Annotated in this window: 24 protein-coding genes; 8 read left to right on the forward strand and 16 right to left on the reverse strand. The window is 63.9% G+C overall.

All coding sequences use genetic code 11. The features are described 5' to 3' along the window. The first annotated feature begins 170 nt into the window (after positions 1–170). Positions 171–1,931 (forward strand): ABC transporter ATP-binding protein/permease, encoded by a 1,761-nt coding sequence (locus tag ACQR1B_RS18895; protein WP_434836066.1) that lies wholly within the window; start codon positions 171–173, stop codon positions 1,929–1,931. 154 nt (positions 1,932–2,085) lie between these two features. Here ACQR1B_RS18895 and ACQR1B_RS18900 read toward each other — a convergent pair whose 3' ends face one another. From ACQR1B_RS18900 to ACQR1B_RS18915, 4 genes are all read right to left on the reverse strand, one after another. Next, a complete protein-coding gene (locus ACQR1B_RS18900) occupies positions 2,086–3,099 on the reverse strand; it encodes a TorF family putative porin (RefSeq protein ID WP_434836065.1) in 1,014 nt (337 codons plus the stop codon). A 453-nt stretch (positions 3,100–3,552) separates the two neighbouring features. After that, positions 3,553–4,080, reverse strand: a complete 528-nt coding sequence (locus ACQR1B_RS18905) for a hypothetical protein (protein WP_434836064.1) — start codon at positions 4,078–4,080, stop codon at positions 3,553–3,555. A 74-nt stretch (positions 4,081–4,154) separates the two neighbouring features. Continuing rightward, positions 4,155–5,471, reverse strand: a complete 1,317-nt coding sequence (gene glcF / locus ACQR1B_RS18910) for a glycolate oxidase subunit GlcF (protein ID WP_434836063.1) — start codon at positions 5,469–5,471, stop codon at positions 4,155–4,157. Then, positions 5,468–6,706 (reverse strand): FAD-binding protein, encoded by a 1,239-nt coding sequence (locus tag ACQR1B_RS18915; RefSeq protein ID WP_434836062.1) that lies wholly within the window; start codon positions 6,704–6,706, stop codon positions 5,468–5,470. Before ACQR1B_RS18915 ends, glcF begins: the two co-directional genes overlap by 4 nt. 606 nt (positions 6,707–7,312) lie before the next feature. Between ACQR1B_RS18915 and ACQR1B_RS18920 the strand changes: the two genes are divergently transcribed. The 3 genes from ACQR1B_RS18920 (at position 7,313) to ACQR1B_RS18930 (ending at position 8,715) form a co-directional block, all read left to right on the forward strand. Beyond that, complete coding sequence (locus tag ACQR1B_RS18920; protein WP_434836061.1) at positions 7,313–7,651, forward strand: putative quinol monooxygenase; 339 nt, start codon at positions 7,313–7,315, stop codon at positions 7,649–7,651. 263 nt (positions 7,652–7,914) lie between these two features. After that, positions 7,915–8,112, forward strand: coding sequence for a hypothetical protein (locus ACQR1B_RS18925; RefSeq protein WP_434836060.1), 198 nt, complete (start codon positions 7,915–7,917; stop codon positions 8,110–8,112). A gap of 6 nt (positions 8,113–8,118) precedes the next feature. Continuing rightward, the gene (locus ACQR1B_RS18930; protein ID WP_434836059.1) at positions 8,119–8,715 is read left to right on the forward strand and encodes a Fic/DOC family protein; all 597 of its coding nucleotides are present in this window, start codon (positions 8,119–8,121) and stop codon (positions 8,713–8,715) included. Positions 8,716–9,132: 417 nt separating this feature from the next. On the opposite strand, the gene ACQR1B_RS18935 is transcribed toward ACQR1B_RS18930, so the two are convergent. The 6 genes from ACQR1B_RS18935 to ACQR1B_RS18960 all read right to left on the reverse strand — a co-directional run bounded on the left by ACQR1B_RS18935 (position 9,133) and on the right by ACQR1B_RS18960 (position 15,927). Further along, positions 9,133–10,428, reverse strand: a complete 1,296-nt coding sequence (locus ACQR1B_RS18935; protein WP_434836058.1) for a cystathionine gamma-synthase family protein — start codon at positions 10,426–10,428, stop codon at positions 9,133–9,135. Between the two features lie 420 nt (positions 10,429–10,848). After that, positions 10,849–11,739 carry an abortive infection family protein gene (locus ACQR1B_RS18940; protein ID WP_434836057.1) on the reverse strand — a complete coding sequence of 297 codons (891 nt, stop codon included), beginning with the start codon at positions 11,737–11,739 and terminating at the stop codon, positions 10,849–10,851. 6 nt (positions 11,740–11,745) lie between these two features. Beyond that, positions 11,746–12,441 carry a helix-turn-helix transcriptional regulator gene (locus ACQR1B_RS18945; RefSeq protein ID WP_434836056.1) on the reverse strand — a complete coding sequence of 232 codons (696 nt, stop codon included), beginning with the start codon at positions 12,439–12,441 and terminating at the stop codon, positions 11,746–11,748. Between the two features lie 257 nt (positions 12,442–12,698). Further along, positions 12,699–13,226, reverse strand: a complete 528-nt coding sequence (locus ACQR1B_RS18950; RefSeq protein WP_434836055.1) for a hypothetical protein — start codon at positions 13,224–13,226, stop codon at positions 12,699–12,701. Positions 13,227–13,233: 7 nt separating this feature from the next. Next, positions 13,234–13,440, reverse strand: a complete 207-nt coding sequence (locus ACQR1B_RS18955; RefSeq protein WP_434836054.1) for a hypothetical protein — start codon at positions 13,438–13,440, stop codon at positions 13,234–13,236. A 993-nt stretch (positions 13,441–14,433) separates the two neighbouring features. Beyond that, a complete protein-coding gene (locus ACQR1B_RS18960; protein ID WP_434836053.1) occupies positions 14,434–15,927 on the reverse strand; it encodes an FAD-linked oxidase C-terminal domain-containing protein in 1,494 nt (497 codons plus the stop codon). A 208-nt stretch (positions 15,928–16,135) separates the two neighbouring features. Between ACQR1B_RS18960 and cycA the strand changes: the two genes are divergently transcribed. After that, on the forward strand, positions 16,136–16,531 hold the full coding sequence (cycA, locus tag ACQR1B_RS18965; RefSeq protein ID WP_434836052.1) for a cytochrome c-550 CycA: 396 nt from the start codon (positions 16,136–16,138) through the stop codon (positions 16,529–16,531). Between the two features lie 62 nt (positions 16,532–16,593). Here the strand turns inward: cycA and ACQR1B_RS18970 are convergent, their stop codons facing one another. Then, a complete protein-coding gene (locus ACQR1B_RS18970; protein WP_434836051.1) occupies positions 16,594–17,553 on the reverse strand; it encodes an alpha/beta fold hydrolase in 960 nt (319 codons plus the stop codon). A 252-nt stretch (positions 17,554–17,805) separates the two neighbouring features. Between ACQR1B_RS18970 and ACQR1B_RS18975 the strand changes: the two genes are divergently transcribed. Further along, entirely contained in the window at positions 17,806–17,988 is a 183-nt protein-coding gene (locus tag ACQR1B_RS18975; RefSeq protein ID WP_434836050.1) for a hypothetical protein, read from the forward strand. Positions 17,989–18,016: 28 nt separating this feature from the next. Here ACQR1B_RS18975 and ACQR1B_RS18980 read toward each other — a convergent pair whose 3' ends face one another. The 3 genes from ACQR1B_RS18980 to ykgO form a co-directional block, all read right to left on the reverse strand. Further along, entirely contained in the window at positions 18,017–18,274 is a 258-nt protein-coding gene (locus ACQR1B_RS18980) for a hypothetical protein (protein WP_434836049.1), read from the reverse strand. A 103-nt stretch (positions 18,275–18,377) separates the two neighbouring features. Then, positions 18,378–19,004 carry a tetratricopeptide repeat protein gene (locus ACQR1B_RS18985; RefSeq protein WP_434836048.1) on the reverse strand — a complete coding sequence of 209 codons (627 nt, stop codon included), beginning with the start codon at positions 19,002–19,004 and terminating at the stop codon, positions 18,378–18,380. A gap of 98 nt (positions 19,005–19,102) precedes the next feature. Further along, on the reverse strand, positions 19,103–19,228 hold the full coding sequence (gene ykgO, locus ACQR1B_RS18990) for a type B 50S ribosomal protein L36 (protein ID WP_006611362.1): 126 nt from the start codon (positions 19,226–19,228) through the stop codon (positions 19,103–19,105). A gap of 267 nt (positions 19,229–19,495) precedes the next feature. On the opposite strand from ykgO, the gene ACQR1B_RS18995 reads away from it, so the two are divergent. Both ACQR1B_RS18995 and ACQR1B_RS19000 read left to right on the forward strand, forming a co-directional pair. Then, positions 19,496–20,380 (forward strand): amidohydrolase family protein, encoded by an 885-nt coding sequence (locus ACQR1B_RS18995; RefSeq protein WP_434836047.1) that lies wholly within the window; start codon positions 19,496–19,498, stop codon positions 20,378–20,380. A 134-nt stretch (positions 20,381–20,514) separates the two neighbouring features. Continuing rightward, positions 20,515–21,018: a YbaK/EbsC family protein gene (locus ACQR1B_RS19000; RefSeq protein WP_434836046.1), complete on the forward strand. Its 504-nt coding sequence runs from the start codon at positions 20,515–20,517 to the stop codon at positions 21,016–21,018. On the opposite strand, the gene ACQR1B_RS19005 is transcribed toward ACQR1B_RS19000, so the two are convergent. Both ACQR1B_RS19005 and ACQR1B_RS19010 read right to left on the reverse strand, forming a co-directional pair. Continuing rightward, on the reverse strand, positions 20,994–21,323 hold the full coding sequence (locus tag ACQR1B_RS19005) for a hypothetical protein (RefSeq protein WP_434836045.1): 330 nt from the start codon (positions 21,321–21,323) through the stop codon (positions 20,994–20,996). The two genes, ACQR1B_RS19000 and ACQR1B_RS19005, sit on opposite strands and share 25 nt — an antisense overlap. Positions 21,324–21,436: 113 nt before the next feature. Continuing rightward, complete coding sequence (locus tag ACQR1B_RS19010) at positions 21,437–22,345, reverse strand: LysR family transcriptional regulator (protein ID WP_434836044.1); 909 nt, start codon at positions 22,343–22,345, stop codon at positions 21,437–21,439. Positions 22,346–22,396: the final 51 nt, after the last annotated feature.

Consider the following 22,396-nt stretch of genomic DNA (forward strand, 5'->3'; position numbering starts at 1 on the left):
GCAAGGCCGCGGGTCCCTCTCCTCGGCCGCATGCTACGGTTTGCCACAGGCGACCGACAAGCAGGTGGTCGCCGGGCATCTTACGACTTTAGTCTAGACAGCCGACCAAGACTGAGAAATTCTCTCATACATTCAAACTGTTAAGACCTTCGCTCAGGAGCAGCCTCTCTGTGAACAATCTGCGCTCGACCGTCGCCATCGTCTGGCGCATCGCCATTCCCTACTTCCGCTCCGAGGACAAGGTCGCCGGCCGCACCCTGCTCGCCGCCGTGATCGCTATCGAACTGGCGCGGGTCGCGATCGACGTGCTGGTGAACCAGTGGCAGAACCGTTTCTACAACGCGTTGCAGGAATACAATTGGGACAGCTTCATCTGGGAGATCGGCGTCTTCGTGGTGCTCGCCACGAGCTTCATCGTCCTGTCGATCTATCAGCTTTATCTTAACCAGTGGCTGCAGATCCGTTGGCGGCAGTGGATGACCGAGACCTATCTCCGCCGCTGGCTCAGCGGCGCCAATCACTACCGCATGCAGCTCAAGGGCGACGCCGCAGACAATCCGGACCAGCGTATTGCCGAGGACGTCAAGCAGTTCATCGAACAGACGCTCGCCATCACCGTCGGCCTGCTGAGCTCGATCGTGACGCTGGGCTCGTTCGTCGTCATTCTCTGGGGCCTGTCCGAAGCGGCGCCGCTCACGCTGTTCGGCCTCGAATATCAAATTCCCGGCTATCTGGTCTGGGCCGCCCTGCTCTATGCGATCCTCGGCACCGCGCTGACGCATTGGATCGGCTCGCCGCTGGTCAATCTCAATTTCGAACAGCAGCGCTTCGAGGCCGATTTCCGCTTCAGCCTGGTCCGGGTCCGCGAGAACTCCGAGCAGATCGCCGTGTTGCGCGGTGAAGGCGCCGAGCAGAGCCTGCTGTTGAACCGGTTCGGCAGCGTGGTCGGCAACTGGTATCAGATCATGAGCCGGACAAAACGGCTGACGGCGTTCACGAGCAGCTATTCGCAGGCCGCCGTGATCTTTCCCTATCTCCTGGTCGCGCCGGCCTATTTCAGCAAGAAGGTCCAGCTGGGCAGCCTGATGCAGACGGCCTCGGCCTTCTCGAGCGTCCAGGGCGCGCTGTCGTTCTTCATCTCGGCCTATCGCACGCTCGCCGACTGGCGCTCGACGGTCGCCCGGCTCGACGGTTTCGAGATGTCGATCGACAGTGCCATGTCGCTCTCCAGCGAGCCGCAGACGATCGACGTCGTCAGCCATGCAGGAGACACGATCAATCTGGGCCAGCTGCTGCTGAAGCTGCCGAATGGCCTGCCGCTGATCGCGGCCGAGGATTTCCGGATCGGCAACGGCGAGCGGACCCTGTTCACCGGGCCGTCCGGCGCCGGCAAGTCGACGCTGTTCCGCGCTATCGCCGGGGTGTGGCCATTCGGCAGCGGCGCGATCAGCGTTCCCGCCCATGCCAAGCTGATGATGCTGCCGCAGCGGCCCTATTTCCCGATCGGCCCGCTCAGGGCGGCGATCGTGTATCCCGCGGCGGCGGACGCCTACGGTGTCGAGCAGGTCAAGGAGGCGCTAGTGGCCGTCGGCCTGCCGCAGCTGGCCGACCGGCTGGACGAGGACGGGCATTGGAACAGGATGCTGTCGCTCGGCGAGCAGCAGCGGCTGGGGATCGCTCGCGCGCTGCTGCATCAGCCTCAATTCCTGTTCCTCGACGAGGCCACCGCCTCGCTCGACGAGCCCAGCGAGGCCCGGCTCTACCGCGTCATCGCCGAGCGGCTGCCGCAGACCACCGTGGTCTCGATCGGCCACCGCTCGACCCTGCACGAGTTCCATGACCGCAAGGTCGAGCTGATTGGGGACGGCGACCGGTTCTCGCTGCGGCCGACCGGAACGACCGCGGAGGCTCCGGCCGGCGGTGCCGAGTAGCCGAGCGGACCGACCTCCGTTGGCCGGCGCCCTGGCCCGATCGTATCGATGACACCGGCACGCGGACGGCCCGATGAGCGACTGCGCACAAGCAAAAGGGCGGCAGATCGCTCTGCCGCCCTTGCTCGGAAATGTCGATCCGCCCCGGCGATGATTACTTCAGGTTGGTCATCGCGGTCAGGTCGAAGGAAAGCTTGGCGATGCCGGTCGCACCGCACCACTTCGAGCCGACGCCGGTCGGGTTGATCGGCGAGAAGCTGTTGTTGGCGGTTGCCGTGTAGTCGCTGGTGAAGGCATTGCAGTTGGCCTTCGACAGGTTGGTGTCGGAGTAGCGCAGGTCCAGCGTCATGACCTTGTAGGTGAAACCGACACCGATGTTCCAGGTGTTGTAGTCGGCGTACTTGATGCCGTTCGGGAACGGTCCGCCGCCGGTCGGGCTGGCAAAGCCGGTGCCGTAGAACGAGTCTGACGTGCCCAGCCACTGACGGCCGAACTCACCCGACACGTACATGCCGACGCCGCTGGATCCGAAGGTGGTGCTCGGCGCGGTCCACTTGCCGGTGACCGAGGTGTAGTTGCCCCAGGCGCCGGAGTTCAGGTAGCTCGGGGTATAGAACTCGGTGACGCCGAACGTCCAGTTGTCGTTCACCGTATAGTTCATCTTGCCGTAGACTTCGAAGAACGACAGGTCCTTCTTGATCACGTTGCCGTTCAGCAGAGCGTTGGTGGCACACTCGGCGCTGAGCGGGCGGCCGGCCGTATCGACGGCAGCGCCGTAGTAGCAGGTGCCGCCCGGATACAGGTAGCCCCAGACGCCGATGTCGAAGGCGAAGGCGCCGAAGGTCGGGCGGATACCGCCGTAGATGTCGATCTCGGCTGCGGCGCGATTCGGGAACGAGATGCTCTCGCCGGCGACGCCGATGTAGAACTGCAGGTCCTTGTTGACGTTGAAGCGCGGCTCGAAATAGGCGGCGACCGACGCCTTGTGGTTCGACTGAGTGATGCCGCGGAAGACGTAGTCGTTCATGATCGCGGCGCCGAACGCGATGTCCCAGGGGTCGAACGCCGGAGCCGGGGGCGCCTTCAAGGCCTTGACCGCCATGTCCGCCGCTGAAGCCGATCCCGAAACCATTGCCAGCGCCGTTGCCAACAAAGCCCACTTTTTCATGACGTTCCCCATTGCCTATTTCAAATAGAGCCTGCCTTGCATTGAGGCCCCTCAGGGCGTGCACAAGACTAGCTGCGTCATCCCGACGCAATTTGTGACAGGGTCTCGCCACAGGTGAAGCAAAAAAGCGTGGCATGTGCCGCCTTTTTGGGCGATTAAGTAATTCTACGGCAGGTTGTCGGTGCGTGTTGCATTTGAACAACAAATATTCGTGTTGGAAACCGTTCGGACGACCGCAAAGCCACGCTCCGCCGGCCATCTGCGCCGGATCATACCGCCGAATCCCATCCTGCATCCGCCCGCCCCGAAGACGGATTCGCCCGGCCGGAGATCTGCGGAGGCCGGGACGCGAACAGGCCTTCAAGAATCCCCTTCGACAAACGAAGAGGCCGCAGCGTCGCCGCTACGGCCTCGCCGGTCATCCGTTCGGTGACCGCAACCTCGACGCGACGATCAGCTCGCCGAGCCGGTCTCTTCGTCGCCCTCATGGGCTTCGGACGCCGCGTCAGGCATCGCCCAGCTGGTCTCCGGCGCCGTCTCGATCTCGTGCATTTCGGGGGCCTCGACCAGCGGCGCCTTCTTCGGGGCCCGCTTCTTCGCAGCCTTCTTCGGCGCAGCCGGAGCCTTCGCAGATGACTTGGCGGGCAACTTGGCAGGCGACTTCGCCGCAGCCTTCGCCGGCCCCTTGGCGGCCTTCTTCGCAGCAGCCTTCTTGGCCGGCGCTTTCTTGGCGGTGGCCTTCTTCGCCGAGCCCTTGCCGGCTTTCTTCGGGGCCTTCTTCGCCGCCTTCTTCACGGTCTTCTTGGCGGGAGACTTCGCGGCTTTCTTGGCAGCCTTCTTGGCGGCCTTCGCGGCTTTCTTGGCCTTCTTCGCAGACGTCTTGGCCGAGCCCTTGGCCGACTTGGCCTGCGCCATCACCTTGCTCTTGTCCTTCTTGTCGTCCTTGGCCGTCTTGTCCTTGGCCTTCTTGTCCTTCGCCATCCGAAACCCTCCAGTTGCCGCCGGTCGATCACCCACCCGGCGGGACGGGCCGGCAGTCCGCACGCGCCCGTCTCTCAATTCAATCCTGGCCGCGGACCACCCGTCGCCCAGTCGAGAAGCTCAACGGTGTGGACGACGGGGGTGCTGGTGCCGCTGGCAATCTGCATCATGCAGCCGATATTGCCTGCGGCGATCACATCCGGCTTGACGGTCGCGATGTTGGCGACCTTGCGATCGCGCAGCTTCATCGCGATGTCAGGCTGGAGAATGTTGTAGGTCCCCGCCGAACCGCAACACAAATGACTCTCCGGTATATCTTTCACCACGAATCCGAACTTGGAAAGCAATTCTTTCGGAATGCTGGTGATTTTCTGTCCGTGTTGCAGCGAGCATGCGGAGTGATAGGCCACGACGATGTCGTCGCGCGCCGCACTGGTGTTCAGTTCGAGGCCCGCGAGATACTCGCTGATGTCCTTGGCCATCGCCGAGACGGTTGCCGCAGACGCTGCGAATTGCGGGTCCTCGCGCAGCATGTGGCCGTAGTCCTTGATGACGGTGCCGCAGCCCGACGTCGTCACCAGGATGGCATCGAGACCGCCGCGTTGGTCCTCGGCGGTCCACACACGGACATTGGCCCGCGCGCGCGCCAGCGCGTTGGCGTCCTGCCCCATGTGATGGGTCAGCGCACCGCAGCATTGCTCGTCCCTGACCAGCACGACCTCGATGCCATGCCGCGTCAGCACGTTGATCGCAGCCTGGTTGATGCGCGGCGCCAGCGCCGCCTGCGCGCAGCCCTGCAGCAGCGCCACGCGGCCGCGCCGCGCGCCCTGCGCCGGAAACACGCTGCCGCCCGCCGGCCCCGGCGGCGGCAGAGCCGCCGCGGGCGCGAGATCCAGCATCGCCCGCAGCCGCCGCAGCAGGCCCGGCACCGGTCCGGACGAGGACGAAGGGAGCAGCGCCTTGAACGGCCGGGCCAGCCGCGCCAGCGTCATGGCGATGCGAAACTCGCGCGGCCGCGGCAGCACATAGCCGAGCACGGCGCGGAGCCACCGCTCGGTCAGCGGCCGCTGATAGGTCTCCTCGATCCGCGCCCGCGCCTGATCGACCAGGTGCATGTAGTGGACGCCGGACGGACAGGTCGTCATGCAGGCCAGGCACGACAGGCAGCGGTCGATATGCTTGACCACCTCGGCGGTCGGCGCCTGGTCCTTCTCCAGCATCTGCTTGATCAGGTAGATGCGGCCGCGCGGGCTGTCGAGCTCGTCGCCGAGCAGCACATAGGTCGGACAGGTCGCGGTGCAGAAGCCGCAATGGACGCAGGCGCGCAGGATCTTGTCGGCGACCGCGATATCCGGATCGGCGAGCTGCGCCAGAGAGAATTCGGTCTTCATGACGCAACGCTCCGACGCATGCGGCCGCGGTTGAGGATGGTCTTCGGATCGAACGACACGCGCACCCGCTCCTCCAGCGCGGCCACGCCGGGCGCCTGCGGCTGGAACACCTCCACGGCATGGCGCATCTCGTCCCAGGCGCGCAGCAGCATCGCGTGGCCGCCGGCGGCCGCGACCTCCTTGCGGACGAGGCCCGCGGAGGCGTCGGGCTGCGGCGGCAGCGCCGCCCAGATCAAGCCGCCGCCCCAGTCGTAGATCACCTCGCCGCCGGTCGGACGCGTCAGCGCCTGGCCGAGAGCGCCGCCCGACACCGGTGGGCAGACGATCCGCCATACCGGCCAGGCGCCGAGCGGACCATTGGCCGCGAACGGCAGCACGTCCCGCACCGCGGCCCAGACGCGGGCCGAAGCGTCATCCGCGATGATCTCGACCGCGCCGAACGTCGCGAGCTGCTTGGCCAGCGAGGCCGCGCGATGCGCGGCTGAGGCCGTGATGCCCTCGAGCCTGAGCACGGTGACCGCCTCGCGCGGCGAGCCGATCAGGCCGAGCCCCTCGACCTCGGGCCGCAGCGCCGAGGCCGGAACATGCGCGGCGCCGGAGACGTCGAACGGCGAGCCCAGCGCCGCCGTCATCGCCCGGTTCGCCCTGAGGTCATCGAGCCCGCGCAGCACCAGGCTGCGCTCGGATTCCGGCCGCGGCATCACCTTCAGGGTCGCCTCGGTCATGACCGCCAGCGTGCCCCAGGACCCCGCCAGCAGCTTGCAGAGATCGTAGCCGGTGACGTTCTTGACCACCTTGCCGCCGGTCTTGAAGCTGTCGCCGAAGCCGGAGACGGCATGCGCCCCGAGCAGATGATCGCGCACCCCGCCGGCCCGGATGCGCCGCGGCCCCGCGAGCCCGGCCGCGATCATGCCGCCCAGCGTGCCGCGCCCCGTGGTTCCGAGCAGCGGCCCGGTGTCCATCGGCTCGAACGCGAATTGCTGGCTCTTCGAATCGATCAGCGACAGCAGGTCGGCCAGCGGCGCGCCGGCCTGCGCCGTGATGATGAGCTCGTTCGGCTCGTAACCGACGACCGCGTTCAGCGCCGACAGGTCGAGCACGGCGTTGGTCGCCGTGAGCTGGCCGATCCGGCGCTTCGAGCCGTGGCCGATCACATCCAGCGGCTGCTCGCTCGCGATGGCCGCGCGGACCACCTCCTCCACGTCGGCCGCGTTACGTACCTTGAGGGCGTCCACCACTGCTCGCCTTGCTCGTTGATGATGACAGGCAGCCAGCGCACCGCGCAGCCACCGGCGTTGGAGTCCTTCTAAAGCCTTGCGGGCCGGACACAAGGGCGGGCGGGATGGAACGTTCCAAGCGATCAGCAGGGCGCGTCGGCTGTGAGGGGAGCGATGTCGCAGACGGCAGTACCCTCCCTCCCCCCGTTCTTACGGGGAGAGGGTCGGGGTGAGGGGCAGCCACACGGGAAGTGCGCGTAGTGAGCCCTCCCCCCTTCACCCGCAAGGCAATCGCATCTGATGAAATGCGGCAATCGCAGCACGAACGCCTGCCAATGAGTGACTCCGTCATGCCCGGGCTTGTCCCGCCTGCGCGGCCGAAGCCGCTTCGGCGCGGCGAAGGCCCGGGCATCCACGTCGTTCCCCGGGCGCCGGCCGACGTGGATGGCCGGGACAAGCCCGGCCATGACGACGTGGAAACAGACGGGCGCAACACGTGGACCGCCACGCGCGATCGCCCTACGCCTCATCGATGCATCCATCCTTCGTCCGCTATCGAAGGATCGATCCCGCGAACCGCGCTATCAATCCCCTCTCAGACCAATACCGAGAGGACCACTCCCCATGACCGGATACGCCATCGCAACGAAAACCGTGAACGAGGCCGTCAGCGGCGGCAGCCTGCTGGTGGTGGCGCAATGGGAGGCCAAACCCGGCGAAGCCGACCGCGTCGCCGAGATCCTGTCGCGCTTCCTGCCCGAAGCGCAGCGCGAGCCCGGCGCAAAACTATTCCTGATCTCCCGCGCCAAGGACAACCCGGCGCAGTTCCTGTTCTACGAACTGTTCCGCGACGAAGCCGCCTTCAAGGCCCACCAGGAGAGTGAGCATTTCAAGACCTATATCGCGGGACAGGCCCTGCCGCTGCTGGCCCGGCGCGAGCGGGTGCAGTACGGGCTGATCTAGCCGAGCATTTACCTGAATCGCGCTCTTGCATGGGTCGAACTCTCGCCCCCAATGCTGTCATGCTCCGCGCAGGCGGAGCATCAAGTACTCCGCGGCGGAAGCGATCGAGCAGAGACGCCGCGAGGCGCTGGAAGTCGCAATGCCTTCATTTTGTGGGAGGAGATCGCTCACCTGAGGCATTCCTTTACGGCTTCCAAGTCACGCTCGCCGATCTCCTATTTTCTCGTCGTGCGACATCGCCCTACCTGTGCTAGTGTTCCGTCATGGCCCCAAAGAAACCCTCTGCAAAAAAGACCAAAGCCGGTGGCTTCGTGATCGGCAGCGCCCGGTTTCGGAAGATCAGCGCCGTCGAGGGAATCGCGTATTCTCCCAAGATGAAGGGGGCCTCGTCTTCGGCCGGCAAGGCCCTGTCTCCCGAGGAGCGCCGGAAGTCGATCATCGAAGCCTACCGCAAGGCTTAGGCCGCCATGTACGACGCGGTCGCCGACGAGTATTGCTATCCCGGCACGACCGTCCTGAAGAACAGGCTCGACATCCGGGACGCCGAGGACCTGAAAGCCTTCGAGGCAGAGGTCAGCGATGCCAGGGCCGATGAAGAAATCCCGGCCGGCGATCTCGATTTCGAGCACTTCAAGGCGGTCCACCGCCATCTCTTTCAGGATGTCTACGACTGGGCGGGAGAGCCTCGCACGGTCCGCATCTCAAAAGGCGAGAGCACGTTCTGCTACCCCGAGAATATCGAGAGGGAGGCGAAGCGGCTCTTCACGAAACTCAAGAACGATAACCTCCTGCAGGACCTTTCGCAGGCGGGATTTGCCCGAAAATCGGCAGAGTTTCTCGCAACCCTCAACGTGATCCACGCCTTCAGGGAAGGCAACGGCCGCACGCAGCTCTCGTTCTTTCTTCTGCTGGCAGATCAGGCCGGGCACGCCATCGACCTCGAAGCGCTCGATCCGGACGCCTTTCTGCAGGCGATGATTGCGAGCTTCGACGGGGACGAGACGCTCCTCGCCGCAGCCATTGAAAGGCTCATTGAAGACGAGGATCCGCGAGAGTGGTCGTAACCGGCAAGCCTTCCGTCAGGTGAAAGCGACGCAATTTAGTGCAGCGTCAACTTAATCTCTGCGGGCCGGACACAAGGGCGGGCGGGATGGAACGTTCCAAGCGATAGCAGAGCGATTCGCCGTCGTGCTGAGCGGCTTCGGAGCCTCGCTGCGTTGCAGGGCTATCGCATGTGACGCGGCCAGAGGTGGGCCAAACTGATCCCGCATCGTCGTGGCCGGGCTTGTCCCGGCCATCCACGCCGTCCGGCGCCCTCCGACAGACGTGGAAGCCCGGGCCTTCGCCGCCGATCGCATCTCCCGAATGCGATCACTCTGCCGCCAGGCCGCAGGGCGGGTCAGCGAAGCGTAACCCGCCGACCTGTCGAGCGACCGGGTATCACCCCATGACTTCTCCGTCATCGCTGGTGCGGAGCGCAGTCACGCCGGCGAGGGCGTGGCTGCGTTCAAGGCCTGGGCAATGTCGGCGATCAGGTCGGTGGGATGCTCGATGCCGATCGACAATCGGATCGTCGAATCCAGGATGCCGATCTTCTGCCTGACGGCAGCCGGCACCCCGGAATGGGTCATGCTGGCGGGCAGGCTCGCGAGCGACTCCGTGCCGCCCAGGCTGACGGCCAGCTTGAAGATCTGCAGCGCGTTGAGGAATTTGAAGGCGGCGGCCTGGCCGCCTTCGATGTCGAACGAGAAGGTCGAGCCGGCGCCGGTGCACTGGCGCCGGAAGACGCCGCCTGCGGCCGAGGCCTGCGCGAGATGGCCGAGGTAATGAACCTTGGCCGCCCTGGGGTGGTCGCGCAGATAGTCCGCGACGATGCGCGCGTTGGCATCGGCTTTCTCCATCCGGATGCTCAAGGTCTCGAGCGAGCGGCTCAGCATCCAGCAGGAGTGCGGGTCGAGCTGGGTCCCGATGGCGCCGCGCAACGCCTTCACGTCCTTCATGATGGACGTGGCGCCGAGCGCGGCGCCGGCGATCAGGTCGGAATGACCGCCGATATATTTGGTCAGCGAGTAGAGCGAGATGTCCGCGCCGTGCTCGATCGGCCGCTGAAACACCGGGCCGAGCAGCGTGTTGTCGCAGGCGACCAGCGGCGTATGTCCCTGCGCCCGGCCGATCGTGTCGGCGACACGGCGCACCATCGCGATGTCGACCAGGCCGTTGGTGGGATTGGCCGGGGTCTCGATGAAGATCATCGCGACCCGCCCCTTGCGCATCGCATCCTGCGCCGCCGCGTCGACCGCGGCTTCGTCGACGCCGTCGGCGAAGCCGACCGCGCCGATGGACAGGCCGGCCAGCGTCTTGCTGAACAGCGTCTCGGTGCCGCCATAGAGCGGCTGCGAGTGCAGGATCACGTCGCCCGGACGCACGAAAGCGAGGATCGTGGTCGCGATCGCCGACATGCCGGACGAGAACAGCGCGCATTTGTCGGTGCGTTCGTAGATGGCGAGCCGGTCCTCGACGATCTCGCTGTTGGGGTGGTTGAACCGCGAATAGACCAGGCCCGCGCCGCCCTCGGGCGGCTCGCGGCGGCCCGAGACGAAATCGAAGAAATCCTGTCCATCCTCCGCGCTCTTGAACACGAAGGTCGAAGTCAGGAACACCGGCGGCTTGACCGCGCCTTCCGACAGCTGCGGATCGTAGCCGTAGTTCAGCATCAGCGTTTCCGGATGCAGCGCATGGTTGCCGATGTGGGTTTTTGACGGAAACGGCTTTGTCATGGTTCACCCCGCTGTGCGAATGATCGGACCGCAGCCACGAACATCGCGCCGCCGCCACCATGTCGTATTCTATCAGATGATGGGCGGCGCGCGTGCAGCGCCGTCAAGGTTCCGCGAGCGCTGAGCGGACGCGTTTTCACGGTCACTCCGGGACGACGTCAATGCAAAGACGCGAAGCGGCTCCGCGTGGGTGATTGAACGCGGAATAGCCGTGACAGGATTTGATATGGCCCGAAAAATCGGACAATGCGATAGGGCAACCGCTCCCATGAACTACCACAATTAAATGCACGGTTACCGTAGAACCGGCGCTCCCCGTAACTCTCACCTAACTCGAAGCGGTTCACGATAGAGCAGTTCTTTGAGTTCGCGGTGCAGCATGCACTCGCGCCCAAGCACTTCAGGAAGTGATGCTGTTCCTCAAGGTGCTTCCCGATGAGCATCGTACAGAAAGACGCCAAGCGCGATAGCAGCGTTGACGCTCAACCGCGCGACATAAGGTGCAGGCTTGCCGGTGCCCGGGTGATGACCGTGACCACTTCCAAGTTGCCCCCTTAACTCTGCAAGTCCTTGAGTGACCGACGCCAAGCCGCTCAAGGTTTGCTTCAGGGTGTCGCTTGTCTTGGTAGAAACCGACAGGTCAAGCGCCTCCCGCACGGCTTTAACGAGTTGCGGCAGCGTCTCTGATCCCATTGGAGGCAGCTTACGCGCGGTCAAGATCCCTTTGCAAATCGACTCGACGAACTCCTTAGCCGAGCCGATTGCTAAGGCCGGGTCGCGCGTGATGGCTGTCTCCATCCGAGTAATGAGGCCGGTGATGTATTCCGACGAGAGTTCCTCTGCCACTTTCCGCGCGGTAGCGACCTGCGATATTCCCGCGTGCCGCAACCGCGCAGCGTAAATCGGCTTGCCCGATATGTAGGTGCTAGGCGTGAGCTCGAAGCCGTCCGCGGCTAGATGACGATTGAATACATCAAGAAGGTCCGCGATTTCTTTCTCGTCAGAACGCACAACCGGATGGAGCATCTCGCACAAAAACGAGAGGAACGTTTCGTCCTTGCAATGCATCAGGTCAAGGCGGCCATCATCATAGACCCAATCATCGGCCCAATCGACGAAATGCTCCCGGTGCATCCAAATATCGCCCATCATGTTGCTTTGGCGATGATCATACGAAGGCAAGTCCTTCAGCGGGAAAATGCGGTCGAGAAAGTCGGATTCGCCGAGGCGTCCCGCCCATGTGGTATTGCGCACACGCAATTCGTCGAACAAATTGCGACGCGCAAGTTCGGTTATACTTGTATAGCTCATGACGGCTCAAAACCCCATCCGGCCAGCACGCGGCACGCGAATGGACAACGGCAGGCCATCGATGGGCGCGATGATGATATAGGCCGCCGTAACGCGTAGAGGCTCTTTATTTGCCCATTGGTCATTTACGAACCGCAGTTGGCGCGTTCCGCCGCCGAGTACAAATCCAGCCTTCTGCAACGCTTCAATGATCTCAAGAAAGCTCCTGTTCATGTCGAGCTTTTGGGTGGCCGAGTAGCAGTCCTTTACATCGCCATAGTCATTGAAGTTGTCCTGCAAGGCGGCAAAGTGCTCTTCCGCTTCATCGTCGATGGTGCCACACCGATCGAAGGCCGCTGCATTGCAGATCTCGGCAAGCTCCCGAACCTGCAATCCTGTGATCAGCGGCTTTATCGCAACCTCGACGGTTTCCCGGTCGAGGCGTTCTGTCTCCTGTTTCATCTTCTCTGGGTTCGGCAGGGCCAGCGGCTTATTGAAGAAGTCAATGTCAGGGAATTCAAACGCACGTGCGAGGGCCCGGCGGGTGTCGGGGCTGCTGGGATCGCCTTTTTCGACCCGTTGCACCGTCCGCACCGTGACCCTGGCGATTTCGGCCAAGGTCTCCTGTGTCCAGCCGTGGTCACTTCGATGCACGGCAACCATAGCGCCGACCTCCCTATCGGTCAGCGGCCGGATGTCGCAGACATTCTCGAACTCCATCATTCACCTCGCTTGTTGATGACGACAGACTTAGTGTGTTTCGGCCCGAATTCACCACGACAGGAGGCCGACAGGGCTCCGACCGGCCCCAAGTATACCACACTGGAGCCGCAGAAAAGATTGAGAACCGTTCAGCCGCCAATCGCGCTAAGGGGACAACGAGAAGGATACCGCGTTCGCAAACGGTCGGACAGTGATACGTGCAGCAGTCCGTTGAGCGGGTTAGCTAATCCACCCCAAGCGCTTAACCTGAGACCAAATCAAAGAGCGCGACCTAACGACTTTACTAGCTTCCATAGCTTGGCATTCACCTTCTCAAGTTCGTCTGCCGTTGACTTGATATCGAACACGCGAAGGGGCTTGCCCTTGCTGCTGTGGAATAGCGGCATCAACAAAACGTCTGCGAGAGGCGTCTCAGTGCTTAAGGTCACCATCATCCTTTGATGCGCAATGAGATTGCGCATGCCCTTATGGGTGTTGAACTCCTTGTATATCTCGGACCACAGCGCGACCTCTTCAGGTTTGTTCGCGTGCAGGATCATGAAGTTGACCAGTTGCGCTTTCCTATCCAGGCTGCCTTGCGAGGCGAACATCTTCTTGGCCTCCTCGATGGACACCGGAACAGCCAGTATGCAAAAAATGACAGCCAGCAGGTTTTCCGCATTCGACAGCTCGATAATGGACCGACCTGCCTGTTCGTAGACCTCTTTCTTTTCGGTTTCGCCAGGCGGCGGCGGCATGAGAGCCCGAGCGATGGCTTCAAAAGGGGAGCTAACCTTTTCGGACATGCTATCCTCAGTGCCTGAAGATTAGACCGATGACCGCTAAGCCAAACCCCATGCACCATTGCCAGTACTTCAGCCAGAAGCCGGCCAGGGCATGGGCGACCTTTGAGGTCCAATGCTTATCGTAGTCCCCTTGCAGGATGAATACGGAGTCGTTGGGGTCATTGCGGGGCGGCACATAATTGCCTTCCCACCAGCGTTTCAGCAATTGCTTCATGCGAATCACTCCGTTTTTTAAACGGAGACCATTTATCATCCTCGAATTCGCCGAAGCGCAAGCTTCAGGGCCCTATCCACCGATGAAACATAGTGGTTGAGGGCGAAGGGTCAAAATGCCGATTTCGCTTGACCACTTAGCTCGACGCCCGATCCGCAAATCAGATTCGATGGACAATTACAGCCACAGCAAGATCGCTCGCACGGAAAAACTAATTTCGCCAGCGATCTCAACCTCGAACCGTCGCCCAGTTCTCAGCTCCCAAATTTTCCTATTTCTTTTTTACAGAAATCATGTATGACTCCCCCCATCCCGCCTCACCGAGAGGGGCGTACGCGCGGTCGTCACGATATGCGAGGTGGGGATGCGGTGGCCGTGTCGGGTCGCAGCGTGGCTTCGGTCATGCCGACGAACGATGTCGACGCGGACGTGAAATCGTGTGGTCCTGGTCTCCCGGTGCTGAGACCAAGCCTTGCAATGCTCGGAGACGGGCATGCGGGCGACGGGGGCAATCAAGCCGGTCCCCGGGGAGAGCACGTATAAGCGTTAAGACCATCGCGCAGGGAATGCCGGTTGATCGGCTGAACCTGTGGTACCTGCCGCCTGCATTTTTTTCGCAGGCGGGCCATGGGTGAGGCCTTCACCCGGCATTCCCTGCGCCCTCTCGATGGTTTTGGAGGGCGGTGTCGATGGCATGGTCCGGGCGTCAGGCGCCGCGGGGATGCGGACGTGTGTCTGCTGATCGGGGATGCGATGAGGACGACTCTCTCCCTGCCACGACCGGAACGATCTCACGGGGCGCCGCGGTGCTGTCGCAACGAACAGTGCCGCCAGTTAGTTACTCCGTCATGCCCGGGCTTGTCCCGGGCATCCACGTCGTTCTCAGCGCGCCGGACGACGTGGATGGCCGGGACAAGCCCGGCCATGACGATGGGGAGGAAGTTGCGTGCAACACATCGAGCGCCACGTGCGGTGGCCGAGCCAGGAAACGCCTCAGAACCGCGGCAGGTCCGGAAACGCCAGCTTGCCCGCATGCACGTGCATCCGCCCGAGCTCCGCGCAGCGGTGCAGGGTGGGAAACACCTTGCCGGGGTTGAGCAGGCCCAAATGATCGAACGCGCACTTCACGCGCTGCTGCTGGTTGAGGTCGATCTCGGAGAACATCTCGGGCATCAGGTCGCGCTTCTCGATGCCGACGCCGTGCTCGCCGGTCAGGACGCCGCCGAGCTCGACGCAGCAGCGCAGGATGTCGGCGCCGAAGGCTTCGGCGCGCTCCATCTCGCCGGGCTTGTTGGCATCGTAGAGGATGAGCGGATGCAGATTGCCGTCGCCGGCATGGAAGACGTTGGCGCAGCCGAGCTGGTACTTCTCCGACAGTTCGCGGATGCGCGCCAATGCCTTCGGCAGCGCGCCGCGCGGGATGGTGCCGTCCATGCAGAGGTAGTCCGGCGAGATGCGGCCCACCGCGGGGAACGCCGCCTTGCGGCCGGCCCAGAACAAGTTCCGTTCGGCCTCGGAGGTCGAGATCCGGCAGGTGGTCGAGCCGCAGGCGTTGGCAATCGTTTCGACACGGCCGATCAGCTCGTCAACCTCGACGCCGGGGCCGTCGAGCTCGATGATCAGGAGCGCCTCGACGTCGAGCGGGTAGCCGGCATGAACGAAGGCCTCGGCGGCGTGGATCGCCGGCTTGTCCATCATCTCCATGCCGCCGGGAATGATGCCGGCGCCGATGATGCGCGCGACGCATTCGCCGGCCGCCTCGACCTGCGCGAAGCCGACCATCAGCGCACGCGCCGTCTCGGGCTTCTGCAGGATGCGGACGGTGACCTCGGTGACGACGCCGAGCAGACCCTCGGAGCCGGTGATCAGACCCATCAGATCATAGCCGGCGTTCTCGGTGCACTTGCCTCCGATGCGCAAGACCTCGCCGGTCATCAGCACGATCTCGCAGCCGAGCACGTTGTTGGTGGTCATGCCGTATTTCAGGCAGTGCACGCCGCCGGAATTCTCCGCGACGTTGCCGCCGATCGAGCAGGCGATCTGCGACGACGGATCGGGCGCGTAGTAGAAGCCGGCATGCGCCACCGCCTGGCTGATGGCGAGGTTGGTGACCCCCGGCTCGGTGACGACGACGCGGTTGTCGAAGTCGATGTCGCGGATGCGCTTGAACTTGCCGAGCCCGAGCAGCACGCCGTCGGCGAGCGGCAGCGCGCCGCCCGACAGCGACGTGCCGGAGCCGCGCGGAACCACCTTGATGCCTTGTTCGTGGCAGTATTTCAGCACCTTGGAGACCTGCGCGGTGGTCTCCGGCAAGACCACGACCATCGGCGGCTGCCGGTAGGCCATCAATCCGTCGGACTCGTAGGGGAGCATTTCTGCCGCGCTGTCGATGACGCCCTCGCCGGGCACGATGCTGCGCAGTGCAGCAACGATCTCGCGGCGGCGCGCCAGCACCGCCTGATCTGCTTCCGGCATCATGATCGCCATCGCGTGTCTCCCGAACCGATTTGTCCCACCATATCAACCACAACCGATCCGCTTTGGATAGCAGGCCGATGCGGCGCCGCGCCGTGCCGCGATGCAAAAAGCCCGGCCATCGTGATGTCCGCAACGACCGCATCGACGCTTGTGCAGAGGGAAACGCCATGCAACAAACTTCCCGCAATCTCGTCTCGAAAAACACAGAGCCCGATCCATGAACAAACTGACTTTGAGTGCGCTGATCGTCATTGCCTCCTCGTCGCTGGCATCTGCTGCGCTGGCGCAGGACGCCGCTGCCGGCAAGACCTCCTTCAACAAGTGCCTGCCGTGCCACGCGATCGGCGAAGGTGCGAAGAACAAGGTCGGCCCGGAACTGAACGGCCTCGACGGCCGCAAGTCGGGCAGCGCGCCGGACTACAATTATTCCGAAGCCAACAAGAACTCGGGCATCACTTGGAACGAGGCGGTCTTCAAGGAATACATCAAGGACCCGAAGGCCAAGATCCCCGGCACCAAGATGACCTTCGCCGGCATCAAGAACGAAACCGAGATCAACAATCTCTGGGCCTACGTGTCGTCGTTCGACAAGGACGGCAAGCAGAAGCAGTAAGCGGCGGCGCGACGTCCGCTCCGCCTTCGAAGCCCCGGCCGCGCGCCGGGGCTTTTGCGTTTTCAAGGCGCGGCGGCCGCGGCCGCGGAGAGCGCGCCGACCATGCGGTCGACCTCGCTGGCGACGAGCTCCGGCACCGCGTTCTGCACCATGTGGCCGAGATCGGGCACGACGAGCAGGCGGGTCTGCGGCAGCACCTGCGCCAGCCGTCGCGCATGAATGTCGGTGTAGACGGTCTTGTCGGCGTCGCCGGCCAGGATCGTCACGGGGACCTTGATCTCGGCATAGCGCGGCGCCTGCTCGATCACCGCCTGCTTGAGCGTGACGAGGTCGAAGGCATTGGCCAGGAATTCGCGCGGCCGCAGCAGCAGCGGCGTCGCACTCTGGTCGACGAAATCGTCCGGCATCTCTTGCGGTGCAAACACGCCGCGGGCGCCGGGGCCCATCAGCGCCAGGCCGAGCGGCAGAGTGATGGTGTGGGCGAGCAGCGGGCCGATTACCGGAGTCGTGACGGCAGCGTTGTACTGCCCGACGCCGCCGCGCCAGGGGTAGGCGACCGGCGCGAGCATCACGAGGCCGGCCACCCGGTCCGGAAAGTCGAGCGCCATGCGCAGGCCGAGCGCACCGCTCCAGGAGTGGACCACCAGGATCACCGGGCCGACGCCGAGCCGGCCGAGCGCCTCGTCCAGCATCCGCGCCTGCGCAGCCGGAGTGGAGTCCTCAGCCCGCGTTCTCGGACTCCAGCCATGACCGGGACGGTCGACCAGCAGCACCCGGTGGCGCTGCGCCAGCAAGTCGCCGAGCGGCCGGCGCATCGCCGCGAGGTTCGAGCTGGCGCCGTGCAGCAGCAACAAAGGCGGCGTCCGGCTATCGCGAGGCCCGATATCCACAAGATTGATGCGGCCACCATTGACATCGATGGCCTGTCCCTGGGCCGGATAGCGGCGCTCGACGAGCGCGACGCCAGCCCGGGTGAGCAGCGCGAGCAACGCCAATGCGCCCACTAAGAACATTGAAATCATTGATAGTTTTCTGCCTGTCACAAACACAGTTACGGGCGGAAAAGGCGAGAGTTGCAGATCCAGCGGCGGTGCTGGACCGTTTTGCCAGGGAATCCTGTCATCACCGCGTCGTCGGCCATTTTATAACCATGGTCGGGACTTTTCCTCGCAATCGGCTGATGACCGTGAATTACTTCCGGTTGGGTCATTGCACGAAGTCACCTGCGATGACCGGCCCTGCGTTTAGTTTGGTGTTTTGGGAGGGGGTTACCGATGAGCTTTCGTTCGAGCGATTCAGCGATCGACGAGATCGTCGCGAGCTGCAATGGCGATATTCGCGGCGCGCTGAAGGCGCTGCTGCTGGTCAACGAGCATCTCGAGGCCGAGATTGCGCAGCTGTATGCCGCAGCCGCGCAGTATGGCATGCCGGAGCGCCGCAGCACCGCGTTTCACTGATTGGACGGACCGGCGAGACGAGCGCCGATCAGTCCTCCTGCGTCACGTCCTTGTTCGGGCACGCGTTGATCGTCGATCGCGCCAGCTTGGCGTCGTCTTTCGACTTGAAGGGCCCGGACGCAAACCAGATGTCCCCGATGATGACGGGGTTGCTGGTCACGATCTCGCAGCGATCGGTGGCGCGATTGCCCACCACCCAGAACAGATCGTCCGCCCACGCGGCCGTCGCCGTCATTCCCAGACCCGTCATTCCCACAAGCGCTGCCGTCAGCACTGCACGCCGCATTGCGCCGTCTCCTGGCCAAGTTTTGTCCGGTCAACGGCAATTGGGATCGCGCGGATCGTCCGGCAAGGACGGCCATCCGGATAGCGTTAACCGGCCGTTGAGCCTAGATGTCGCGCCCCTCGACCTTCTCGGTCAGCGTCTTGACCAGGTCCGGCACCTTGTCCAGGTGCGGATTGACCTCGAGCGCCTTGCGGAAAGCATCCAGGGCCCGTTTCTCCTCGCCCAGGTCCTGCATGATCATGCCGAGACCGGCGAGTGCGCCGAAATGCCGGTGCTCGCGGACCAGCACCTGCTGGATGTCGGCGAGCGACCGGCCATAGTCGTTCTGCAGGTAATAGATGGTCGCGCGGCGGTTCCAGGCCTCGATATAGTCGGGCCGAAGCTTGATGACCGAATCGAGCAGCTTGAGCGCCACCTCGTTCTGCCGCGCATCCATGGCGGCTTTCGACCGCGACATCAGGAGGGCGACGGTATCGCTCGGCGACTGCAGCCACACGGCCCAGATCCGGGCCTCGACATGCTTGGCGCTGACCTCATCCGGCGCGGCTTTCAGCGCACCGAACAGGAAATCCAGGCCCTTGGTCTTGTCGGCGCCGACCTTCGGCAGCTTCGCGGGGGCCTCGGGCGGCTTCGGCTTGGGCGCGGACCGCTCGCCCTGCGCGGACGCAAGGTGCGGCATGGAAAGGACTGACGCGGCGATCAGGATCGTCCAGGAAAAGCGCTTGGCCATGGCCAAGTGTAGACACAGCCGGCCGCCCTGCAAAGTAGCAAGCGCGTCAAAGACCTGTGAGCGAGCCCTTTTTTTATCGGGGTCCGCCGTCTCGTGGATCAGCCCTGGCGCGCCTTGAAGCGGCGCTGGACCTTGTTGATCACGTAGACGCGGCCCTTGCGGCGGACCAGACGGTTGGCGCGATGGCGGCCACGCAGCGACTTCAGCGAGTTACGGACCTTCATGGGACATCCTGATGCGTTGAAAGGCCGTGTTGGACAGGCCGGAAGTGGCAAATAGGAATGGATTTCCGCTGGCGACCCAGTCGCCCGGAGTGGCCGGTTTCTAACCACCGACTTGGGCGATGTCAACGATTGTGGCGCCGACTTCAACAACGCCGGCCGTTTTAAGGGGACCGAGGACCCCAGCCGTCGCCCGAATTGCCGATTGCCAAATTTGTTATATCGTATAATCAATTTCACAAAGCCAAGAACCAAACGCCGGGAACGCCCATGCCCAAGCTCGCTCTGCCCAAGATCGACGACGTCGTCGCCATCGACATCCACACCCATGCCGAGGAGCCCTGCGGCATGCATGCGGATGACGGCTACGACGATTTCCAGGCCCAGATGGCCGACTATTTCAAGTCGCCCCACAAGCATCCGCCGACGGTCCCGGAGACGGCCGCCTATTATCGCTCCAAGAACATCGCCGCCGTGATCTTCCCGGTCGACGCCGAGCGCGAGACCGGCTTCCGCCGCTACAAGAACGAGGAGATGCTGGAGATCGCTTCCGAGCATCTCGATGTGCTGATCCCGTTCGTCAGCATTGATCCGCACAAGGGCAAGCTCGGCGTACGCGAGGCGCGCAGGCTGATCGAGGAGTATGGCGTCCGCGGCTTCAAATTCCATCCGACCATGCAGGGCTTCTACGCCAACGACCGCCTCGCCTACCCGCTCTACGAGGTGATCAATGACGGCGGCGCGATCGCGCTGTTCCACACCGGCCAGACCGGCGTCGGCTCGGGCATGCCGGGCGGCATGGGAATGCGGCTGAAGTACTCCAACCCGATGTACATGGACGACGTCGCGGCCGATTTCCCCGACCTCAAGATCATCCTCGCCCACCCCTCCTTCCCCTGGCAGGAGGAGGCGCTGTCGGTCGCCACCCACAAGCCGAACGTCTACATCGACCTCTCGGGCTGGTCGCCGAAATACTTCCCGCCGATCCTGGTGCGCTACATCAACTCGATCCTGCAGGACAAGATGCTGTTCGGCTCGGACTGGCCAGTCATCACGCCCGACCGCTGGCTCGCCGATTTCGCCAAGCTCGATATCCGTGAGGAGATCCGCCCGAAGGTGCTGAAGGCCAACGCGCGCAAGCTGCTGGGCATCTGAGCAAGGCTCGGGCTGCCGAGAGAAGCGCGATGGCACGGGTTCGGCCGGACGCAGGAACGGGGCGCAGGCGTTGGGATTTGCCCCCGATTATCGTATTGCTGCGCTATCCGAACTGCCCGAGATCGTAAGCCAGCATGAGCCTTGAATCCGTCCGCGCCTTCTTCGCCGAAAGAGCCCCCGACATCGACGTCCTCGTCTCCAGCCAGAGCTCCGCGACCGTGGCGCTCGCGGCGCAAGCCCATGGCGTCGAGCCGGCCCGCATCGCCAAGACGCTGTCCCTGCGCGTCGGCGACCGCGTCATCCTGATCGTGGCCGCCGGCCATGCCCGGATGGACAACAAGAAGGTCAAGGCGCTGTTCGGCGGCAAGCCGAAGATGCTCGGCCTCGACGAGGTGGCCGACATCACCGGGCACGAGGTCGGCGGCGTGTGCCCGTTCGGGCTGAAGTCGCCGCTCCCAGTCTATTGCGACGTTTCGCTGAAGGCCTTCGACATCGTCGTGCCCGCCGCAGGGTCCACCCACAGCGCGGTGAAGATCACGCCGGAGCGGATGGCGGAGCTGACGGCGGCCGAATGGGTCGATGTCTGCGAGACACCGCCGTCTGACACCGGCGTTCATTCGCCGTCGTCGACCTCATAGGCGGGCGGCCGCGGCGCGACGGGACGCGGCGCTCCCCGGCGCGCCGAGCGGCTCTGCTGCGGGGCCGGATTGCTGGTGTCGAACACGGCCCGGCAGGGGCCGGACAGCTGCGACGTATTCTGTCTAAGGCACGACACGATGCTGTCCCGATCGGGGACATATTGGCTGCACAGGCGCCAGACGTCGGGCGTACAGGCCATCTGCTGGTCCGCTGTCCCCTGATTGCCCTGGGACGCGGCGGGTTGAACCCCCAGACCACTCGCGAGCATCGTTGAGAGGATGAGAACAAACTGCTGCGCGCGCATGCTGCCTTCCTGCGTTCGATCGGTCCATCCGGACGCGTACCAATATACCGGCCTAATCGATGGCAAACCGGAAGGTTCGCTCCAACAAGCAGACGTGATCGTCCAGCGCGAATCTACCTCCGTTTCCCCTTTGCCAGCTCCCGAACCAGAAACTCCGCCAGCACCTCAACCCGCGCCGGGCGCGGACCGCCGGGTGGCATCACCAGATGCATCGCCCCCTCGGGCTGGCTCCAGCCCTCGAGCACGACCTCAACCTCGCCGGACGCGATCGCGTCGCCGACGATGAAGTCCGGCAGGTCGGCAATGCCGAGACCTGCGAGCACCGCAGGCAACAGGGCCTCGCCATTGTTGACGCGCAACTGCCCTGCCGGCCGCACGCTGGCCTGCTCACCGGCCGCGTTGGTGTAGTGCCAGACGCCGGCGGTCGACAGATAAGCGTAGCCGAAGCATTTGTGCTCGGCGAGATGCATCGGATGCGTCGGCCGTCCGTGGCGCTCCAGATAGGATGGCGCCGCCACCGTGTAGCGCGGCATCGCGCAGAGCCGGCGCGCCACGAGCGATGAATCCGGCAACCGCGCAATGCGCAGCGCGAGATCGAAACCCTCGCCGATGAGATCGACGGTGGCATCGCTCATGTGCAGGTCGATCGAGACCTCCGGATACTGCTCCAGGAAGGCCGGCAGCAACGGCGCGATCTTCTTGACCCCGAACGTCATCGGCACGGCGAAGCGCACCAGGCCGCGCGGCGTCAGCGACTGCGCCAGCGCCTCGGTCTCGGCCGCTTCGCCATCGGCGAGCAACTGCGCGGCGCGTTCCGACAGGCGCTGCCCGGCATCGGTCAGCGCCAGGCGGCGCGAGGTGCGATTGAACAGCCGCGTACCCAGCCGCTCCTCCAGCCGGCTCACCGCCTTGGAGACGGACGCCTTGGACAGGCTCAGCTCCTGCGCGGCGCCGGCGAAGGAGCGCAGCTCGACGACTTTCGCGAAGATCGCCATCGCCTCGAAATCGGGAAGTCGCGCCACCAGCTCAGATCTCGCTTTAGGAAACAATGGGTTTCAATAGTTTCTATTTAT

This window comes from Bradyrhizobium oligotrophicum (assembly GCF_051168495.1).
In the GTDB taxonomy this organism is placed as follows: Bacteria; Pseudomonadota; Alphaproteobacteria; order Rhizobiales; family Xanthobacteraceae; genus Bradyrhizobium; species Bradyrhizobium oligotrophicum_A.

What these genes read in the sequence shown, in the direction of transcription:
- ACQR1B_RS18900 (WP_434836065.1), bottom strand. Translation starts at nt 3,099, where the DNA reads ATGAAAAAGTGGGCTTTGTTGGCAACGGCGCTGGCAATGGTTTCGGGA.
- ACQR1B_RS18905 (WP_434836064.1), bottom strand. Translation starts at nt 4,080, where the DNA reads ATGGCGAAGGACAAGAAGGCCAAGGACAAGACGGCCAAGGACGACAAG.
- glcF (WP_434836063.1), bottom strand. Translation starts at nt 5,471, where the DNA reads ATGAAGACCGAATTCTCTCTGGCGCAGCTCGCCGATCCGGATATCGCG.
- ACQR1B_RS18920 (WP_434836061.1), top strand. Translation starts at nt 7,313, where the DNA reads ATGACCGGATACGCCATCGCAACGAAAACCGTGAACGAGGCCGTCAGC.
- ACQR1B_RS18925 (WP_434836060.1), top strand. Translation starts at nt 7,915, where the DNA reads ATGGCCCCAAAGAAACCCTCTGCAAAAAAGACCAAAGCCGGTGGCTTC.
- ACQR1B_RS18930 (WP_434836059.1), top strand. Translation starts at nt 8,119, where the DNA reads ATGTACGACGCGGTCGCCGACGAGTATTGCTATCCCGGCACGACCGTC.
- ACQR1B_RS18935 (WP_434836058.1), bottom strand. Translation starts at nt 10,428, where the DNA reads ATGACAAAGCCGTTTCCGTCAAAAACCCACATCGGCAACCATGCGCTG.
- ACQR1B_RS18940 (WP_434836057.1), bottom strand. Translation starts at nt 11,739, where the DNA reads ATGAGCTATACAAGTATAACCGAACTTGCGCGTCGCAATTTGTTCGAC.
- ACQR1B_RS18945 (WP_434836056.1), bottom strand. Translation starts at nt 12,441, where the DNA reads ATGATGGAGTTCGAGAATGTCTGCGACATCCGGCCGCTGACCGATAGG.
- ACQR1B_RS18950 (WP_434836055.1), bottom strand. Translation starts at nt 13,226, where the DNA reads ATGTCCGAAAAGGTTAGCTCCCCTTTTGAAGCCATCGCTCGGGCTCTC.
- ACQR1B_RS18955 (WP_434836054.1), bottom strand. Translation starts at nt 13,440, where the DNA reads ATGAAGCAATTGCTGAAACGCTGGTGGGAAGGCAATTATGTGCCGCCC.
- ACQR1B_RS18960 (WP_434836053.1), bottom strand. Translation starts at nt 15,927, where the DNA reads ATGGCGATCATGATGCCGGAAGCAGATCAGGCGGTGCTGGCGCGCCGC.
- cycA (WP_434836052.1), top strand. Translation starts at nt 16,136, where the DNA reads ATGAACAAACTGACTTTGAGTGCGCTGATCGTCATTGCCTCCTCGTCG.
- ACQR1B_RS18970 (WP_434836051.1), bottom strand. Translation starts at nt 17,553, where the DNA reads ATGATTTCAATGTTCTTAGTGGGCGCATTGGCGTTGCTCGCGCTGCTC.
- ACQR1B_RS18975 (WP_434836050.1), top strand. Translation starts at nt 17,806, where the DNA reads ATGAGCTTTCGTTCGAGCGATTCAGCGATCGACGAGATCGTCGCGAGC.
- ACQR1B_RS18980 (WP_434836049.1), bottom strand. Translation starts at nt 18,274, where the DNA reads ATGCGGCGTGCAGTGCTGACGGCAGCGCTTGTGGGAATGACGGGTCTG.
- ACQR1B_RS18985 (WP_434836048.1), bottom strand. Translation starts at nt 19,004, where the DNA reads ATGGCCAAGCGCTTTTCCTGGACGATCCTGATCGCCGCGTCAGTCCTT.
- ykgO (WP_006611362.1), bottom strand. Translation starts at nt 19,228, where the DNA reads ATGAAGGTCCGTAACTCGCTGAAGTCGCTGCGTGGCCGCCATCGCGCC.
- ACQR1B_RS18995 (WP_434836047.1), top strand. Translation starts at nt 19,496, where the DNA reads ATGCCCAAGCTCGCTCTGCCCAAGATCGACGACGTCGTCGCCATCGAC.
- ACQR1B_RS19000 (WP_434836046.1), top strand. Translation starts at nt 20,515, where the DNA reads ATGAGCCTTGAATCCGTCCGCGCCTTCTTCGCCGAAAGAGCCCCCGAC.
- ACQR1B_RS19005 (WP_434836045.1), bottom strand. Translation starts at nt 21,323, where the DNA reads ATGCGCGCGCAGCAGTTTGTTCTCATCCTCTCAACGATGCTCGCGAGT.